The sequence below is a fragment of the Fodinicurvata fenggangensis DSM 21160 genome (assembly GCF_000686045.1).
GTDB lineage: Bacteria > Pseudomonadota > Alphaproteobacteria > Kiloniellales > DSM-21159 > Fodinicurvata > Fodinicurvata fenggangensis.
In genome coordinates this window covers 123,632-142,651 of record NZ_JMLV01000001.1, presented here as the reverse complement: position 1 = coordinate 142,651, position 19,020 = coordinate 123,632, and the positions used below count along the sequence as shown (strand labels likewise).

15 protein-coding genes are annotated in these 19,020 nt (G+C 60.9%); 3 read left to right on the top strand and 12 right to left on the bottom strand.

Going from position 1 to position 19,020, the window contains the following annotated elements; all coding sequences use genetic code 11:
- The first annotated feature begins 88 nt into the window (after positions 1–88).
- Positions 89–1,066 carry a tetratricopeptide repeat protein gene (locus BP38_RS0100655; protein WP_026986137.1) on the top strand — a complete coding sequence of 326 codons (978 nt, stop codon included), beginning with the start codon at positions 89–91 and terminating at the stop codon, positions 1,064–1,066.
- Here BP38_RS0100655 and BP38_RS0100650 read toward each other — a convergent pair.
- The 10 genes from BP38_RS0100650 to BP38_RS18315 form a co-directional block, all read right to left on the bottom strand.
- Positions 1,056–2,015, bottom strand: a complete 960-nt coding sequence (locus tag BP38_RS0100650) for a type II secretion system F family protein (RefSeq protein ID WP_026986136.1) — start codon at positions 2,013–2,015, stop codon at positions 1,056–1,058. The two genes, BP38_RS0100655 and BP38_RS0100650, sit on opposite strands and share 11 nt — an antisense overlap.
- A 15-nt stretch (positions 2,016–2,030) precedes the next feature.
- Positions 2,031–3,035 (bottom strand): type II secretion system F family protein, encoded by a 1,005-nt coding sequence (locus BP38_RS21560; protein WP_051608780.1) that lies wholly within the window; start codon positions 3,033–3,035, stop codon positions 2,031–2,033.
- Positions 3,032–4,513, bottom strand: a complete 1,482-nt coding sequence (locus BP38_RS18330; RefSeq protein WP_081816363.1) for a TadA family conjugal transfer-associated ATPase — start codon at positions 4,511–4,513, stop codon at positions 3,032–3,034. The genes BP38_RS21560 and BP38_RS18330 overlap by 4 nt, the downstream gene beginning before the upstream one ends.
- Before the next feature lie 7 nt (positions 4,514–4,520).
- Positions 4,521–5,738, bottom strand: coding sequence for a CpaE/TadZ family protein (locus tag BP38_RS0100635; protein WP_155992131.1), 1,218 nt, complete (start codon positions 5,736–5,738; stop codon positions 4,521–4,523).
- A gap of 2 nt (positions 5,739–5,740) precedes the next feature.
- Entirely contained in the window at positions 5,741–6,364 is a 624-nt protein-coding gene (locus BP38_RS0100630) for a CpaD family pilus assembly lipoprotein (protein ID WP_026986134.1), read from the bottom strand.
- Positions 6,361–7,755, bottom strand: a complete 1,395-nt coding sequence (locus BP38_RS0100625) for a type II and III secretion system protein family protein (RefSeq protein ID WP_081816362.1) — start codon at positions 7,753–7,755, stop codon at positions 6,361–6,363. The genes BP38_RS0100630 and BP38_RS0100625 overlap by 4 nt, the downstream gene beginning before the upstream one ends.
- 4 nt (positions 7,756–7,759) lie before the next feature.
- Entirely contained in the window at positions 7,760–8,692 is a 933-nt protein-coding gene (gene cpaB, locus BP38_RS21555; RefSeq protein ID WP_026986132.1) for a Flp pilus assembly protein CpaB, read from the bottom strand.
- Complete coding sequence (locus BP38_RS18320; RefSeq protein ID WP_051608778.1) at positions 8,665–9,213, bottom strand: A24 family peptidase; 549 nt, start codon at positions 9,211–9,213, stop codon at positions 8,665–8,667. The genes cpaB and BP38_RS18320 overlap by 28 nt, the downstream gene beginning before the upstream one ends.
- 21 nt (positions 9,214–9,234) lie before the next feature.
- Complete coding sequence (locus tag BP38_RS0100610) at positions 9,235–10,773, bottom strand: pilus assembly protein (RefSeq protein ID WP_081816361.1); 1,539 nt, start codon at positions 10,771–10,773, stop codon at positions 9,235–9,237.
- A 107-nt stretch (positions 10,774–10,880) separates the two neighbouring features.
- Positions 10,881–11,126, bottom strand: a complete 246-nt coding sequence (locus BP38_RS18315; protein ID WP_035723055.1) for a Flp family type IVb pilin — start codon at positions 11,124–11,126, stop codon at positions 10,881–10,883.
- Between the two features lie 540 nt (positions 11,127–11,666).
- On the opposite strand from BP38_RS18315, the gene BP38_RS0100600 reads away from it, so the two are divergent.
- Positions 11,667–14,690 carry a cytochrome P460 family protein gene (locus BP38_RS0100600; protein ID WP_155992129.1) on the top strand — a complete coding sequence of 1,008 codons (3,024 nt, stop codon included), beginning with the start codon at positions 11,667–11,669 and terminating at the stop codon, positions 14,688–14,690.
- An 80-nt stretch (positions 14,691–14,770) separates the two neighbouring features.
- On the top strand, positions 14,771–15,679 hold the full coding sequence (locus BP38_RS0100595) for a DMT family transporter (protein ID WP_026986128.1): 909 nt from the start codon (positions 14,771–14,773) through the stop codon (positions 15,677–15,679).
- 19 nt (positions 15,680–15,698) lie between these two features.
- Here the strand turns inward: BP38_RS0100595 and BP38_RS0100590 are convergent, their stop codons facing one another.
- Entirely contained in the window at positions 15,699–17,909 is a 2,211-nt protein-coding gene (locus tag BP38_RS0100590; RefSeq protein WP_026986127.1) for a glycosyltransferase, read from the bottom strand.
- Positions 17,896–18,963: a lysylphosphatidylglycerol synthase transmembrane domain-containing protein gene (locus tag BP38_RS0100585; RefSeq protein WP_026986126.1), complete on the bottom strand. Its 1,068-nt coding sequence runs from the start codon at positions 18,961–18,963 to the stop codon at positions 17,896–17,898. Before BP38_RS0100585 ends, BP38_RS0100590 begins: the two co-directional genes overlap by 14 nt.
- Positions 18,964–19,020: the final 57 nt, after the last annotated feature.

Here is a 19,020-nt window from a genome sequence, read left to right as displayed (position 1 = left end):
TACAGACTCCCTTGACCTGACAGCTTGCCGGCGGCGAAAGGGATGACACAGAACATGCTCCCGATTGGCTGTAGAGAGGTTCTCCATTATGGATGAAGTGATCACAATGGAGATCGTCGACGGAGGCGGTATCTTCCAGTATGGCGATGCGCACGACGATATTCTGGAAGAACTGTACGAAGCGCTCGATCGGCGAGACGGCGGCAATGTCACACTCTCCGAATACACTGCCACTCTGAAGGACATCGCCGAACGCCACCCCCACTTCATCGACGCTCACACGCATCTTGGCTATGTGCTACTGGAGCGCGGCAAGCCGAAGCTCGCGCTACAAGCCTGCCTGCGTGGAATTGAGCTAGGAGAAGGCGCTATTCCCCCGGGATTCGCCGGAACCATCGAATGGGGCTTTCTGGAGAATCGTCCCTTCCTGCGCGCCGCGCACGGCGCCATCCTTTGCCACCTTGAACTCGGGCAGCGCCGCAAGGCATTGGCATTGATGGAGAAGGTACTGGCCTGGAATCCAAATGATAATCAGGGCATTCGCTATCTTGTTGGCCCAGAATACCTGAGGACCGGCGAGACGGAAAAGGCCCGCACGATCCTTGAAGCCGAGGCGGCGCACTACCCTCCTTATCACTATGAACTCGGGCTGCTGCATTTCAGGGAGGACAGTCTTGTCTCCGCCGTGACCAGCCTGCGCCGGGGCTTCACGGCGAACGTCTACATCGCCGAGATCCTGAACGGGAACCCGGATCCCACACCACGCGACATTTGGCACGGTACGAACTTTGCCGAACCGGAGTTGGCACACGAGTATGTGGGGCAATGCAGGCAACTCTGGCTGGACACCCCCGAAGCTATTGCGTTCCTGCGTTGGCTTTACACCCATCCCAAGATCAGGGCCGAGGATGCGGCGCTGACGGAGATCGGTGAGGCTCTTCTCTCGGAACGCAACTTCGAAGAACGCAATGCACTCCTGGATCGTGAAGCGAGTGCACTTGCCAGCATCGACGACCAGCTCTCCCGAGAACTCGTAACAGAGTACCGGAGAATGCCTAGGGCATGAGTTCCAGGGCGCTGAGGATGGCCGGCCCCAGTATAACGACGAACAGCGCGGGCAGGATGAAGACGATCAGCGGCACCGTCATTATGACGGGCAGTCGCCCGGCCTTCTGCTCGGCGGCCAGCAGGCGTTCCCGGCGAAATTCCGCCGACAGCGTGCGCAGGGCATGGGACAGCGGCGTGCCGTAACGCTCGGCCTGGGTCAGGGCCAGCACCACGCTGGTCGCCAGCGGCAGGTTCACACGCTTCGAGAAGTTGTGCAGCGCTTCCTCGCGGTCCTGGAAGAAGGTCAGCTCGGCATTCAGCAGCGAGAGCTCCTCCGCCGTCACCGGGTTGGAGCGCGCGAAATCGTCGGCCACCTTCTTGAGCGCCCCGTCCAGACCAAGCCCCGCCTCGGCGCAGACCACCAGCAGGTCGAGCGCATCCGGGATACCCTTGCCCAGCTTCTTGCGCCGGGACTCCGTGATCCGTCTCAGGACGAAGTCAGGTATATAGGAGAAGATCAGGGCCGCGCCCGCGACGGCAATGAAGCTGTAAAGCCAGCTTCCGTCCATGATCTCGCTGATCAGGATCACTGTCAGGGCCACTACTGCACCGGCAATCGGCAGCAGCAGCTTGAGCGCCAGATAGAGGATTACCGCTTCGCGCGCCCGAAACCCCGCCTGGATCAACGTCATGCGGATCTTCCCCGACTGGTCGTTGCCGACCAGCTTGATGCGATTGACGAGCCTTCCGAGCGCGGATACGGCCCTGGCAGGACGCCAGTGACGCTTTCGCTGGCGGCCGCGCAGATCCTCGCGACTGCGCGCACGCAGGTCCTCACGATAGCTGCTCATCGCACGTGCCACCCGCTTGCGCCGTTCGAAGCGCAGCGAGCTGTAATAGACGGCGACAATACTGATGAAGGTCAGGACCGAACTGAGGGTGATGGCGATCTCGAGGCTGTCAGGCATGGTTCGGGATCCTGTTCAGATATCGAAACGCATCATGCGCCACATCACGATGGCGCCGGTCACGATGCCGCCGCCACCGATCCACAGCAGGATATTCCCCGTATCCGTCTCGAAGAGCGGTTGGAGATAGCCGGGATTCAGCACACTCATGCCCCCAAGCAGCGCGATCGGCAAGGATCCGATCAGATAGGCGGACGCGCGCGCCTCGGACGACAGGGCCTTGATCTTGTTGCGCACCTGATGGCGCTGGCGCAGCAGGTCGGACAGGTTGCCCAGGGTATCCGCCAGGCTGCCGCCCGTTTTCTGCTGCAGGGTCAGGCTGGTCACGAGGAAATAGAATTCCTGGATATCCAGTCGCTCGGCAACGCTCAGCAGGGCCTCGTCAAGCGGCACCCCCAGTTTGGTCTGGCGGCCGATGTTGCTCAGTTCGCTTCCCAACGGTTCGTCGATCTGATCACCTACCGCCATGAGGCTCTGGGTCAGCGGCAGGCCGGCACGCACGGACCGCACGATCATGTCGAGAACGTCCGGCAACTGAGCCAGGATCTTCTTCTGCCGGCGCGCGCCCAGATAGACCACGGTAAAGTGCGGCAGTCCTATCCCGAAGATCACCGAAAGTGTTGCCTGCAGGATAAATGGCAGCGGCAGCATGCGCGAGAGCAGAAAAAGGGCCAGCAGCGTCAGCCCGCCCATCATGCAGAGATAGCCGGTCGCCGAGATGTCGAGGCCCGCTTTCCTGAGCAGGCCAGTGATCTGCGACAGGCGCGGCACGAAATTGAACAGAGCGGTCTCCATGCGCGCCGAGACGCCGGTGCGCTCCTCCCGCCGTATCCCCTCCCGCTCCTGGGACGCCTTCTTGCCGCCGGTCGTAGTTCCAGCGGTCCTAACAATCATCGCCAGCCGCCGCTGCCGGCGGCGGCGCTCCGGCGCGCTCAGCAGGTGCCACAGGAAAGTCAGCAGGATCATGAACCCCAGGGTTCCCAACGCACCGATGGCAGCGATCAGGATAGGCGCCGTCATGTCATGGACCACAGAACGGCATCTTCCAGGCCGTAGTAGCCGGCCTGCTCGATGAAGCGGGGGCGCACCTCACTGGAGACGAAGCGTCCCATCAGCTGGCCGTCGCGCGCCTCGCCTTCGTACTGGAAGCGGAACAGCTCCTGCAGCGTGATGATGTCGCCTTCCATGCCGATCAGTTCCGAGACGTTGGTCACGCGCCGCTTGCCGTCGCGCATGCGCTCGATCTGAACGATCAGGTCCACCGCGCTCGAGATCTGGGCGCGAATGGCCTTGCTGGGCAGCTGCACGCTCGAGGACATGACCATGTTCTCGATACGCGTCAGGGCATCGCGCGGCGTATTTGCGTGGATGGTGGACATGGAGCCGTCATGACCGGTGTTCATGGCCTGGAGCATGTCCAGGGTTTCCTCGCCACGCACCTCACCCACAATGATGCGGTCGGGGCGCATGCGCAGGGAGTTCTTCAGAAGCGAGCGCATGGTGATCTCGCCCCGCCCCTCCACGTTTGGCGGGCGCGTTTCCAGGCGCACGACATGGGGCTGCTGCAGCTGGATTTCCGCGGCGTCCTCAATGGTGACGATGCGCTCCTGCGGGTCGATCAGGCGCGACAGCGCGTTGAGCAGGGTGGTTTTCCCCGAGCCCGTGCCGCCCGAGACGATGATGTTGAGACGGCAGGCAGCGGCCACCTGGAGAAGGCGCCCCAGTTTCTCGGAGATGTTGTCCTGCCGGATCATGTCGTCCAGCGTGATCTTCCGTTTGGCAAACTTGCGGATGGAAATCGAACAGCCGTCGATGGCCAATGGCGGTAGGATGATGTTGACGCGGCTGCCATCCATCAGGCGGGCGTCCACCATCGGGCTGGCTTCGTCGACGCGCCGGCCGATGTTGTAGGCGATGCGCTGCGCGATCGCCGTGGCATGCGCGTCGTCGCGGAAGGTGATCGGCGTCAGCACGAGCTTGCCGTTGCGCTCCACATATACCTGCGAAGGCCCGTTGACCATGATATCGGTCACGGTCTCATCCTCCAGCAGGTCTTCCAGCGGACCGAGGCCGACCATGTCATCGACCAGGGCGTCCGCCACCTCCTTCTGTTCCGCGGCCGTAAGGCGATAGCCGTCCTCCATAGTGATATCGGCCACCATCTTGCCGATCTCGCGCGCCAGGGCCTCGCGGTCCAGATGGACGGCGGCGTCGAAATCGATGATCTGATAGACCTTCTTGCCAATGGTCTGCCGAACACTTTTCAGGCGGCCTGAATGCCGGCCTTCGGACGGCTCCTCCTCGATCACCACCGCAGCGCGCGGTGTTTTTACAGAATCAGGAGACACCGCCGCGGGACCTTCCGAAGGGCGCGGTTCCGCTTCCGGTGGCGGACTCTCGGGCTCCACGGGAACGGCAGGAGCCTCCTCGCCCCGGAGGTCGCTCAGCCCTTCCGTGAACTTCTGCGGCCTGTCGTCCTGTCGGCGCCGTCCAAACATCCCTGGGTTATCTCCCGATCAGGCGTTTCAGGATCGAACCACGGGTCCGGCGCAGATCGCCACGCCCGCTGACTCGTTCGGCGATGGCCTTGATCTGCCTGGAGGCGGCGTGGGAACCAGAGATCAGGGGTTCCCCCTTCAGTTCGGCATCCTGGAAGGCCTTCGTGTCCAGGGAGACCGTGAAATCGATGTTGCGCCCCAATTGCTCGCGGATTTCGCTCTCCTTGAAGCGTGCATTGCGGCTGTCCGGGGCCTTGTTGGCCACCACCAGCACCTCGCCCGGACACTGCAGGGCCCCCAGCGCCTGGACATAGCGCGCGGTATCCCGCAGGCCCGCAAGAGTCAGGTCGGTCACCAGCACGATCGTCGAAGCCGAGCGGACCATCTGAGCGGCCGGAGACAGCATATGGCGCGGCAGGTCGGCGACCACGAAGTGGCACTGCTGGCGCACTTCCTGCAGGAACGCCTCCATGCCGCGGAATCCGGACGATATGGGGCGTTCGAGCGGCGTTTCGCTGCCGAAGACGAGCAGCTTCTCGTCCACCTTGCTGGCCAGGCGCGCGACGACCAGGCTATCGGTGCGCCGCGGATCATCCAGGGCCTCCAGCAGGCCAGAGACCGGATCGCTGTCCAACAACAGGGAGGATACGCCTGTCTGCAGGTCCAGGTCCAGCAGCGAGGTTAGGCGCTTGAACTCCGAGGAAAAGTGATAGGCGATGTTCGCGGCCAGCGTGGAGGTCCCCACACCGCCACGCACCCCCATGAACACGCTCATGCGGGCGTTCTTAGTACCGATCCGCGTGTCCAATCCCTCCTCGGAGCTGACGACCGCCGTTTGCAGCAGGCTGTCGTTCAAGGGCTTGACCAGGTAGTCGCTGACTCCGGCCCGAACCAGGTCCCGGAACAGCCCCACGTCGTTCTGCTCGCCGATGGCGATCACCTTCACCCCTGGCTCGCAGACATCGGCCAGTGCATTGATGTCCTGCAACGGCATATTGGACTCGGAGAGATCCACGATCAGAAGCTGCGGGGAGCGCGTCTCCTCGAGCTGGCGTATGGCGACGGAAATGTCCCCACGCATGATCGAGGCATGTGGGATCAGTAGCTGCTGGACGAGCCCCTTGATCAGCTCCTCCGATTGGGAATCTTTGACGAAGGCCATGAACTGGGATCGATTCTCCATTATACCACTATCGGGCATCGCATGCGTTTCCAGAGTATCCATGGTCACTGCTCCCCGATCGGGAAAGGCTTGAGCTCGCCCGCGCGATAGCGCTCGATCGATCCGACGGCCGTCACGCCATCCACCGGCGCCAGGCCGCGATCCGGCGCCACGAGATCGCGGGGATCGGCCACCATCAGCCCCAGCGCCCGTTCGTTCGAACAGCCGAGGTTCGACATGGTGACGGCGTTGTGGCTGGTTCCGCCGGGAAGCGACCAGTCCCCGCATTCGGGGGGCACCACGGCGTACTGCAGGGCCTGCACGATCACCTCGGGCGGGCTGTCCTCGGGCGCGCGCAGCGAGCCGGACGAGCGGACGGGAAGTCCCAGCTCCTTAAGATGGGCGACCGCTTCTTCGCGCACCCGCGGCGCCGCGACATCGGCAACCGTGATCTCGCTGGCATCAAGCAGGCGAGCAGCCATGGCGTCGAGCCGGCGCCTGTCCTCGGCCTGAAGGGCCGTCTGGCCACGCCGCAGCGGCAGGCGGTATTCGCTCTGCGATTCCCGGACCTCGTTCTTGTAGACAACCTCTCTCGGCGGTTCGGATACGCGCGGCGTACAGCCGAGCGCGAGTACAAGGCTGCTCAAGACAAGGACGGTGGTGACTGTCTTCATGGAATCCACCCTCATTCCAGGATAAAGCCGGCACTGCCCTTGAGGCGCATGCCTCCGGGCCCGGTGGGAACGCCGTCGCCCCCACCCAGGTTGCTGCGCGCCGTGCGGTTCTTGAGCAGCCGTTCAATGGAATTGCCCGAACGCAGGCCATCGCCTGGCGCCGAAAGCAGGTCAGAGCCGGACACTGGTTTGACCACATAGGGCGTGACGATGATGATCAGTTCCGACTGGTTTCGGCGGAAGCTCTGCGAGGAAAACAGGCCCCCCAGGATCGGCAGGTCACCCAGTCCCGGGAACTTGTCGACCGTCGAATTGATGTTGTTCTGCAGCAGGCCGGCGATCACGAAGCTCTGCCCGCTCTTCAAGGCTACGGTGGTATCCGCCCGCCGCGTCGACAGGGCGGGAATGGATATGCCCTCGATCTCCACGGCACCGGTGCTGGTGATCTCGCTGACCTCGGGGCGCACCCGTAGGCTGATGCGGCCGCGGTCGACGATGGTCGGCGTAAAGTCGAGCCGGACGCCGAACTCCTTGAACTCGATGCTGATCCGGTCCTCGTCCGCCGACACGGGGATGGGGAACTCGCCCCCCGCCAGGAAGCTGGCGGACTCGCCCGACATCGCGGTCAGGTTGGGCTCGGCCAGGATGCTCAGCAGGTTCTCCTGCTGCAGGGCGTCGATCATCGCGTTGGCGTTGATGTCCCCGCTGGTATAGGAGGCACTGGCGCTGCCCAGCCCATCTCCGGCCCGATTCAGGCCGGAGCCGTTCAGGAAGTCGCGTCCGATGCCCAGCCCGAAGCCGAAGTTTCCGAAACTGGCGAAGCTTTCCCAGTTGATGCCGAGCTCGTCCGTGACCTCGCGCGAGACTTCCGCCACGCGGACCCGCAGGTTGATCTGGTTGACTTCGCTGACGGACATCATGTTGACCAGCGGAACCTCTTCGCCCATGGAGCCGCTGACCACTTCCATGATGTCGGCGGCCGCCTTGGCGGTGGACACGGAACCCTGGACCGCCACGCCGTCGTCCACGGCCTGCAGTTCCACCGTCTCGTCGGGAAGCAGCCGCTTGAGGGTCGTGTTCAGGCGCTTGAGATTGGGAGTGATATAGAGTTCGTACTCCGTCAGCTCGCCGTCTTCCTCGCTCAGGACGAACAGGCGTGTCGTCCCGCTTTGCTTGGCAAAGACATAGACGACCTCCGGCGAGTTTACCTGGACATCGGCGATATCCGGATCGGCCACGAAGACCTCGACGGCCGGCTCCTCCAGCTCGATCGCCCGGCCGTCGCTGACTTCCAGGGATATCTGCTGGGCCTGTGCCAGCGCAGACGACAGCGGCACCAGCAGAAGAACCGCCAGGACAGCGAGCAAACACCGGGGCATACGGAGGGTATCAGAAAACCTGTTCATTCATTCATTCCACCTGTTGGGCGCTTTCCTGCGCCTCCTCTTTCGACCTGCTGGTAATGGTTTCACTGCCACTGCCGCGCATCACCGCGACGGTTCGGGGCGCGCCGGAGCGGCTCTCCGAAAGGGCGGGAGAGACCTCGTAATCCCAGGATGCGGTATCGCCGAGCAGTTGGGGCGCTGGCGCCCCCTGCCCCGCCCGCTCGGACTCCGAGGCGATGAAGGTGTTGCTGTTGGGCAGGTTGGCGATGCTCTGCAGGACCACGGTCAGCTGCCCCAGCTGCTCGGCCAGGATGATGTGCTCGGCCTGGCGCCTGTCGACCTCGATGGTCATGGTCTTGGCGGGCTGGGCCGTCCGGTCGTTGTCTAGGGACTGGTCGACGGCGAGGACCCGCAGGCCCGACTGCAGCGTCTCGGACACCAGGTGCGTATCGCCGTTCTCCCCGTTCTCGACACGGTGCGTCAGGATCAGGTCGACCTGGTCGCCGGGCAGGACGAAGCCGGCGTTGCCGGAGGCCGTGTTCACGTTGACAGAGATCGCCCGCATGCCAGGTTCCAGGACGGCGGCCAGGAACCCGCCGTCCTCGGGCCGCAGAAAGGCGCGGCGCATCAGCGGCTCGCCCTCGCCGGTGTCGCGGCGCACCACCGCCCCGGTGATGGTCTCCATCTCGTCTTCGCTGCGCAGCACCATGCCCTCGGACACGGCATCGGCCGGCCAAGAGATCCAGCGCACGTCCTCGGACCTTATGAATGCACCCACCGACAGCTCAGCGGAGGTGGCCAGCACCTCGACCCGGTCGTAGGTTTCCCGCTCGACGACCGTCGTCCTCTCGGGCGATGCGGCCGTCTTACGGTCCTCGACCAGGTCATAGACAAGCAGCCCCACACCCGCAGAGGCGGCGACGGCGGCGATCAGGAAGATAACAAAGCGTAGACCCATTCCCGTATTCCCGGTTCAAAGCTGAGGAGGGCGAAAATGCCTCCTGCCGCTATTGCAACGCCGTAGGGAAGTCCCTGGGAAAGTGCTCGCCCCTCTGGCGAGCCTTCCGGGCCCGAGCCCGGCGTTGTCTGAGGGAACACTTTGGGGATTAACCCTTTCGAAACCGTAAACAGAGCCAGGATTCCTCCGGCAATCGACATGACGAACAGGAAGGTCGGCACCGCCGCCGGCTCGAGGAACAGCACCAGGACAGCTGCCAGCTTCGAATCCCCGGCGCCCAGCAGCTTGGTCAGGAACAACAGGAAGCCGACGGCGAAGACGATCGCGGCGAGCAGCAGGGGCACCAGGGGGTCGGCACCGGTCAGCAGGAAGCGCAGCCCGGCGAGCAGCAGGATCGCCAGGCTGACCCAGTTGGGAATGCGCCGGTTGGCGATATCACTGCCGGCCGCATAGGCCAGCAGCACGAGACAGGGCAGCGTCGTGGCCAGGAATGTCGGGGTCGTCAGGAGGTCTGTGGGCATGTCCGCACCCTGCCCCTCAGGTCACTTCACGATACGCAGGTTGTAGAGGCCGCGGCTGATGGTCGAGAAGACCTCTTCCAGCTTGTCGCCGTCCGGGGCATGGAAATAGTTGCCGTCACCCGAGGCACAGGTCTCCATGACCTGACGGATGCTGCTGTTCACACCGCCGCCGAAGGTGATGGTGTAGACTTGGATACCCTTCTGCTTGGCGGCCGCGCAGACGCGTTCGGTCCGGTCGTCGATCTCGGCGGTGGCCTGGTTCTTCGCCGTGCCGCCGAAATCGGGGAACAGGCGTTCGTCGGACAGGCGCCCATAGGCCGTATAGTCGGCGTCGTACTTCTCGGGATTCTCGTCCAGTGGCTGTCCGGGCGCGCCGTCCGGCCAGTCGTACCAGCCGTTCGCGCCGTCGGTCAGCAGGATGATCGCCTTCTTGATTTCCCACTCGTCATAGGCAACCGGCATCTCGTGTTCCAGGGTCGAGACATTCCAATAGGGCTCCCACTCCGGCGACAAGGTTCGCCAGCCCCAGGCCATGCCAATGTTGGTAAAGGTGCCGCCCCGGAAATAGGCGTTCAGGTTCCCCAAGCGTGCGTCGATCACCGCGCGGTCGTTGGTCAGCGGCTCGATCGGCTGCGGGCAGCCCAGGTTGGGACTGGTCGCCGTGTTCTGATAATCCTCAGGATCGCGGTAGGAGGACCAGGAGTGCGCGTCACCCCAGTCGTTGTCGCCGCGCACTCGGCTTCCCCTGTCCTTGTACATCAGGTCTTCCGTGGACGCCCAGAGATAGCGGACGAAACGCTCGTCCGTTATCTCCGGCGGGTCCGCGTCCAGGTCCAGCGGCAAGCGCGGCGGCGAGCGCTCGTCCGTCGAGCGCGCCTCAACGCAGCCCCGCCAATTCTCCTCGCCGAACTCGTTGGGGTCGATGGCGTGGCGCAGCCAGTCGCTGTTGTGGGTGCCGATGTTCACGCTGGCCGAATAGGGCACCAGGCTGACGTAGAAGTCCTCCGGAAAGGCCCCGTCGTCCTCCGCCATGATTTCCGTCAGGATCAGCGCCGCTGATTTCATCTGCTCCAGCTTGGAGCCCCAGCCACGTCCCATGGAGCCGGTGACGTCCAGAACCATGGAGAGCTCCAGCCCCCGCAACTCGCGCTCGACAGTGGCGGAGACCTTGAGCGGGATTGTGTCGACCCCCACCAAGCGCGCGGCAATGGTCGAGAGCCGCGCATCGGCCGTCACGACGTACTGGGTATCTCCTTCAATGAGCTCCATTTGGAAGTTCTCAAGCGAAACACCATTCTCGCTCTTGAAATTCGCCTTGAGGAAGGCCTCGGCGACCCTGTCTCTATCTTCCTGACCATAACTACGCGCTCCCGCCAGAGCAGCACCATCTACTGCGTAAGATAGGCGTGAATAGGTCATGTAAGCACGTGCGACCTCAATCCCCAAAAAGGAAAAAAAGACAATAAAAATCATTAAAAGCGCAATTATTACGGCTGTTGCGGCTTTCTCGTCTTCTTTCCATATCTTTATATAATAAAGAAAATCAGTACAGCGGACCATATAAAAATACTCCACAGTACTACTTAAAATAGTAGTAAATTATATAATTATAAATATAATTCCAGCGAAGTTATTATACTTCGCTGGAATTCCTTATTTATTCACTATTATTTGCTTTTATCTTCTAAATTCAATTCTCCAGCTACATCTTCTGAAAAGAATGTTTTGAGATCATCCCCAAATGCTGTAAAAGCACCTACGATTATGGCTCCCATAACTGCAACAATTAGCGCATACTCGACAGCAGTGGCGCCCTTTTCTTCTCTCAGGAAACCAAGAAACTTCAGCATATCCATTCCTCCTTGAAACCAACTGGCTCGGGCCACCCACACAGCAGCCTTATCTACAGGCATCAGGAATACACCTTTCCGCTTTTCATGGGAAGAAAAAAATGCGAAATTTAAAAATAAAAACAAGTATACGATGCATTTACTTTCGTTAAAAAAGAGTTAAGATTGTTAATCTTTATTAATTATAATATTTATTATAAAAATATAATTAGTAATAATCTACCATTAACCATGATACAGTTATAAAATTATCTTACATTATATGTTGATAATGGTTTATAAATTCTTAAACATGCGTTAAACTGGAATATAAAATCAAACATATTGAAGCATATATTCCAATTTCCCGATTCAAAAGGCGCGGATATGCTCAAAAATTCTGTCCCACCACAAGCGAATCCTGAGTCATCACAGACTGAAGATGACCAGATGCATGGTTAACCGTTCGTTAAATCAGTTCGGCCTTGAGAACAAAGACACGGACAGGCCTGCAGAGACGTCGATCATGACGGGCAAACCTGCCGCACCTTTCAAGTAGGAGAGTTGAAAGCTATTGCCCGCGGGCCCGGCTCATGCTTCGATTTCAGGCAGGGGGAGAGGGACATGATCGACACATCGAAGACGGGCTCCGGGCTGCGTGACAAGAGGGGACCCTGGCGCGCTTTCAGGCGCAGCCATCTTGCCGCGGGCCTTGCAGCAGGCCTGTTCCTGCTCTCCGCCCCTCTCACGGCCCTGGCGCAGCAATGCACGGCGGAGCGGACGGAACAGCTTGTCCCCGCCGACCCTGAGGTCTGCAGCGACCTGCGAGAGGCCGTGCGCGACCCCTCCGCCCTGCCGCTGGCCCAGTACCAGGACAGGCTGAACCGGTTCCTCGGGAACTACTGCCACCGTGCCGAGGGCTCCGGCTGGCGCCGCGACACCTCCGTGCGCGACACCGGCCCCTTCACGGCCAACCTGCAGGGCGGAGAGTGGCAAGGCAAGGATCACGGCACCCATGCCCCGGTGGTGATCTGGTATTCGCCGGAGATGGCCGACTGGCTGACCCGCTATCGCTCGGACGGCGAGTCCACGGCCAGCGATGCGCCGCCGGTGCCGGATGGTGCCATCATGGTCAAGGAGATGTTCCCGGCGCCGGCCAGCCGCTGCAGCGACGTGGATCCCCTGAAGCTCCATCCGACCAACGGCGCGGCCATCATGATCCGTGACAACGAGGCCTCATACGACGGCTGGTACTGGGGCTGGTACGGCTTCGGCGAGAACAGCGGCTGGGCGCCCGACTGGCCGCCTGCACCCACCAACCCCATGCCCAACCAGGGCTTCGCGCAGTACTGCATGAACTGCCACGCCTCGGCCGAGGACAACCTGACCTTCGCCTCGCCCAACAACATCAAGGGTGCGCCGGGCACACCGCTGAGTTTCCTCAGCCAGAATTTCTTCGAGGCCCCCGCCCCTGAGGCGCGCCATCGTGAAGTGGCCCTGCCCGACGACGAGGTCCATCGCCTGGGCACCCCGCATTACAAGAGCGACCAGGAGTTGCTGGAAGCACTGCGCGCGCTCTCTGACGAGTTGCCGGACTGGGACAGCGTCTCGAAAATGCCCTCCCAGACCTATGACAACACCTGGGTCGGCGCCGATGGCCCCGATGCCTCGGACGCGTTCCTGACCTCCAGCCAATGCGCAGGCTGTCACGACGCAGGCAGCACCGGCCTGCAGTTCGACATGACCGAGCCCAACCCGCACGGCGACGATCTCTTCAACCTCTCGCCCTACGCCACCTGGCGCAGCTCGCCCATGGGCCTGGCCGGGCGTGACCCCTTCTTCTTCGCCCAACTGGCCAGCGAGACCCAAAGTTTCCACCCCGAAGACCCCGGTATGGTGGAGGACACCTGCCTCGGCTGTCACGGCGTCACCGGCCAGCGGCAATTCCACATCGACCAGTACACTGAGACGGAGTCCTGTCCGGACTTCCGGCGCGAGACGGTCAACGCGGTGCCCTGGCCGGACGATCATCCCGGCGTGGAGAATGCCCAGTACGGCGCGCTGGCGCGCGACGGCATCTCCTGCACCTCCTGTCACCGCATGGCGCTGGGCGAGGAAACTGAGGATGCGCTTTTGCAGCCCGAGAATGCCTGCGTGGAGAAGCGCCAGGCACTCCTGAATCCGGACAACAAAGGCTTCGCCAAGACCTTCACGGGCAGTTTTCCGGTGCGCCCGCCCGACTCCCTGATCGGTCCCTTCGAGAACCCGAAGGTCAAGCCCATGGAGAACGCCCTGGGGATCACGCCGGAGCACAATACGGATATCGCCAGTTCCGAGGTCTGCGGCAGCTGTCATACTGTCCACCTGCCGGTTCTGCAGAAGGGCGAGGTGATCGACTACACCTACGAGCAGACCACCTATCCAGAATGGGCTTTCAGCGCCTATCGCACCGGCGACACGCCGGACGGCCCCCTGCCCCACGGCAAGGGCGCGCGCGCCGAGTCCTGCCAGAGCTGTCACATGCCCTCGGAAGACAGTGACGGAACACCCTATCGCAGCAAGATCGCCAGCATCCAGGAACACAGCAATTTCCCCGAGGCCGAGCACAGCCTGGGGCCCGACGACATCGACCTGGACGTGCGAGACAATTATTCCCGCCACACGCTGGTCGGCCTGAACGTCTTCCTGATCAAGATGGCCCAGCAGTTCCCGGACATCCTGGGCATCCGCACGGTCGATCCGATGCTTGTTAGCATGGGAGTCGATCCCCTGCTGCGCACCGAGCAGGCGATGCTCGACCTCGCCTCCAATGAAACCGCCGAGATCGCCGTGGACAAGCTCGACAGCAGCACGGACAAGCTGACCGCCCACGTCTCGCTCACCAACAAGGTCGGGCACAAGTTCCCCTCGGGTGTCGGCTTCCGCCGGGCCTTCGTCGAGTTCCGCGTCCTCGATGCCAAGGGAGATACCCTCTGGGCCTCGGGACGCACCAACGGCGCGGGCGTCCTGGTGGACCAGTCCGGCGAGCCGATCGAGGGCGAGTACTGGTGGTCGAAGGACTGCAGTGCACGCATCCGCCCTGAGGAACGCCTGCACCAGCCGCACTACGAGACGGTCGCGCGCCAGGACAAAGTCCAGATCTATCAGGAGCTGGTCTCCACACCGCCTGACGACGCCACCGCCGCGACCTGCGGCAAGGGGACGGAACCGGCGGGACAGCTGACCACGAGCTTCCTGTCCATCTGCAGCACCGTGAAGGACAATCGCCTGCTGCCCCACGGATTCCTGCCGGACGATCAGCGCAACGAGATCGCAAAGGCCCTGGGCGCCGGCGATGAACTGGCCGAGGACGTCGCGCCGTTCGCGGTCGGGGACGATCCCGACTACAACCAGGGCGGCGGGGATTCGCTGGTCTACGAGGTGCCCCTGGCGGACCTGCCGGACGGCGCGAAGCCCGCGGCCGTCAAGGCCACACTCTATTACCAGGCAACGCCGCCCTTCTATCTTCAGGATCGCATGTGCACGGCGAAGGGCGAGGATCGCGACCGCCTCGGCTTCCTGGCCGGGCACTTGAATCTCGATGGCACTCAGGCCGAGGACTGGAAGCTGGAGGTCGTCTCAAGCGGCGCCGTTCCCCTGTCGCAGTGAGCTTCGGCTTTCCTTAAGGCTTCGTCGCGTATAAATACGCACACGACCGGGCCATCGCGCGGCGTCGACTTGGGACCCCCATGATCACGAATTTCCTCATCCTCTTTGCCACTTCGCTCGCTTGGTCGACGAGTTATCTCTTTATCAGCGGGGCCAAGGAGATCCCGCCGATCACGGCCACCGCCGTGATGACGGCCATCGCCGCTGTCGTGATCCTGCCCGGCGTGCGCTATATCCTGCGGCGGCCCCTCATGCAGCCATTGCGCATCCGTCCCTGGGTGCCGGTGGTTATGGGATTGACGGCAATCGCCCTGCCCAATCTTTCCGTTGTCATCGCCGAACACAGGATCACGCCGGGACTGGCGGCCATTCTGGGAACGACCGTCCCTGTGACCACCTTCCTGCTGACCACCTTCGTCACCCGCGAGACGCCGTTTTCCCCGCTGCGGCTGCTCGGCGTACCGCTGGCCGTGATCGGCCTGATCACTTTCGTGGGCTGGCACCACCTGACCAATCATACCGATGAGCTCTTCAGCATGCTGATCATGATGTCGGGCGGGGTCGTGTTCGCCTTCAACGGCATCTTCGTCGCCCGGCAATCGAAGGACCTGGATAAGTTCGCGCTGACCGCCTGGACCATCCTGTTCGGCGCGATCGCCCTCTCCCTGGCCGCCTTCGTCATAGAACAACCGCTGCAGACGGATTTCTCAGGCGCTCTCTGGGCCCTGGCCGGCGAAGGGATCCTGGGCATGGGGCTGGCCTACCTGGGTTACTATCTCTTGGTGGCGAAGGCAGGAGCGAACTTCGCCTCGCTCTATGCCTTCCTGGTGCCGCCCCTGGGCGCCTTCGGTTCCGCCCTGGTGCTGCACGAGCCGGTCACCTCAGGGCACAGTCTGGGCGTCTTCCTGGTGCTCTGCGGCATGATCCTGATGTCGCGTCAGCCGAAACGGGCGCGTCTTGCAGCTGCGTCCGGCAGCAGTGTGACCTGACCGACGGTTCAGTGTTTCTTCAGCGTTCCAGAGAAGCCAGAACCTTGGCATATACGGCCTTCACTTCTTCAGCAAAGTGCTCGACTGAGTATCCCTTGGAAAATTCCCGCGCTTGCCTGCCAAGAGTAGCTCGTAAGTCCCTCTCCTGTATGAGGCGCCTTACGGCATCCCTCCATTGATCGCGAACTTCGCGCGTCTTGAAGCCATTGTAGTCCTGACGCACCACGTCATCGATTCCGCTGGAACGAACGGCAACGACCGGCAAACCGGATGCCATGGCCTCGAGGATCACCATCCCTTGGGTTTCGGACTTCGAGGCAAACACGAAGATATCACCCAGTCCGTAGTAGTTCGGCATTTCCTTGGGGGGCACACTGCCGACTAGCGTACAGCAATCGGACAGCCCCAGCTCATTCAGACGCCTTTGCAAGCGCGGCTGCTGGTCCCCTTCACCGATCAGAAGTAACCGGAAGGGCTGATCAATACGCTGCCGCAAGTCCGCCAGGGCATCGAGCATGAAATCAATGTTCTTCTCCAGCGAGATCCGCGAAACACTGATCAGCACAACTTCATCCTTGATGCCAAATTCCTTGCGCAACGCCCTGACCCGGGCAGGGTCGACATCCTGGAAGCGCTCGAACTCGATCCCGGTTGGTTGAACGAAGATGTCGCGCTTCACACCGATCATGCGCAGATACTCTTCGGCCGAGGCGGTCGGCACGATGATTCCGTCACACTTGTTGGCGAATCGCTTGACCAGAGCATGGGATATGAAGTTGCGGAAAAGGCGCCCTGGGACTGGCACGAAATGCGCATAGTGTTCCAGGCGGGTGTGATAGGTATAGATTGCCGGAATACGCATGCGCCTGGCCATGAAAAGGCCCAGGGATCCCAACCAGAAGGGATGGTGCAAATGAATGATGTCCGGCTTGAACTCCCGTACCCTGCGCCGGATGCCGGGCAGGAAGATGTTGGCCATGCGGAATTCACGCTTTCGCCCGACCGGCAGGAGTGAAGGTACATAGAGTGTATTCTCTTCCTCTTCCCCGATACCGGAATAACGCGGAGCAATCACCAGGCTCCTGTTTCCCAGAGCCTCCAGGCCTCGCCGCAATCGAGCTATGGAAATCGGAACCCCGCCAATGAAGGGTAGGTAGTTGTTCGTGAACATTGCCACGCGGAGAGGTTTGTTTAGCCAGGGGGACGGGTCGATGTCGTAATCGGGATAATAGTCCCGATCCAGAAAGATCATCGTGTAGAGACGAATGGCAATCAGGGTCAGGACACTGACCAGCAGGATGAAGTTCTGATAACCGACATAAAACAGCGAGTAGATGAAGAACCAGAAACTCTCCAGCTGTTTCAGGATCGGGTGCTGACCGATGTCCAGGGGAACCAGTTCGACCTCGAAATCCTCAGGGGTCACATTCACCCGGATGAAGTGATGGAAACTGACATCATTGTTCAGGATCAGGCCCCCTGCCCCTCCTGTGGTGATGAATTCGGTATCCGCGACGGACTGCTGGGAATACAGCGGCAGGTTTGCGGAAAAGACGGCATCCACCTCGTGCCGCTGTATGAGATCGAGCAGTTGCAGGCGTGAGGTTTCAGAATCCCAGTAGGCATCGGAGGAACCAAACAGCACAGACTGCTCGGCCTCGAACAAGGGGTGGCCGACGAAAACGAAAACATGATCCGATTCATCCGCCTCCAGAATGTCTTCCAGCCAGCGGTGCTGCCAGGAAAAGGGCGTCTTCCCCGTGCTGTCCAGGAATATCAGCCGGCTGTTGTTGGCAACCACGGAATAGAAATGCGGCCCGAAATGCTCATAGAAGCGAAAGCTCCCAAAATCCTCGTACTCGTTCTCACCAAAAGTCAGAAGATAGGGGATCTCAAGATTGCTCAGGCTGCCATGCAGGGCTCTGTACTTGTCCTCGCCACCCCCACTGACGGCATTGCCTGCGGAAACCAGGAAATCAATGTCGGACTCGTTGAGCATGGGAACGATCTTGCGTTCGAAAATGCCGACCGAGTTGTTGATGTTGCCTACAACGGCAAAGCTGAAGTCATCTTTGCCTTCCAGTCTTTCCTCAAGTTGCGTCAGCTGTTCCGTATGTTCCGCGTTGAAATCGGAGAGGAAGTAGTTGAGATAGGCCTTGTAACCAATCAGGAAGACAACAATCAGGACGTTCAGATAGAAAAGCAGTTTAAGGGGATTACGTCGTTTCACGCGCTTTCTTTCCCGGTGCGATCTCCAGCTGCATGATCACGAGGCCGACCAGCATCCCGATGTAAACAGTTACCACGCGCCATGCCAGGATCACCAATATCAGGTGGTCGGGTGTAAGGATGCCGCTGAAGAAGCTACCGAACACTCCCTCCGATATCCCGGCCGCTCCGGGGGTCGGCGAAAAGTACATGACAAAGGTCGTGACCACCAGAAGACCGGTCGTGACAATATAATCCACGTGATACCCCAATCCCGCAATGATCAGCGCCGGAAAACTGAACAGACTGAGCAGGAAGAGAAACGTGAAGAATATGGAAAGCGATACGTATGCTTTCGGCCCCTGCAGGTAGATTGCGAAACTGTACGAGAAGTGCAGCATTTCGCGCCGGCACTTGTATTGCCAGCGAATATGTCTTTCCTGGCTAATCAAATGCAGCCAGCGTAACGCCTTCAAAACCCGTGAGACCGGCCCGATCAGCCAGCGCGCACGCAACAGGACGACTGCGAAGAATCCGAGATACAGCACGATCAGGACAGAGAGTATCCAGCTGATCCGGCTGATAAGCGTCTGGTTGTGCAAGGCATCCAGCGTCAGCAGGAATACAGGTGTCAGAGTGAAAATGAAGACAACAGCCAGAACGGTTCGGATCGTGGTTGCAGCTGTGGCCGTACCGACCCGTACGCCATGTCGTTGAAGATACCATATCTGCGCCACACCGCCGCCTGTTGCCATCGGCGTCACGTTCGAGAAGAAAATATTGATGAAGACCAGACGGAAGATCTGACTGAGCGGTACGCGCTGGCCCAGCGCGCGCAAGGTGAAATACAGTCGCAATCCATCGGAAAGAATATAGACAACGAACAGGCCTGAGATGGAGAGCACAGTCGACCAGGCAAGCAGCCGGGTATCGAAAACAAGACTCTTGCCGGCAAACTGAGCGTACACGGCATAAAAGCCGAGAAAGGTCAGCAGCGCGAAAAGTCCGGAGAAGACCAGGAGCCGCCGACCTGAAACCAGTGGCTGTCGGGGAGCATTCTCGTCCTGTGCGCTCATGCTGTCCTGTATGTGTGAATTGGCAGGTTGATGTTGAACTGCGATCTATAACAGAAG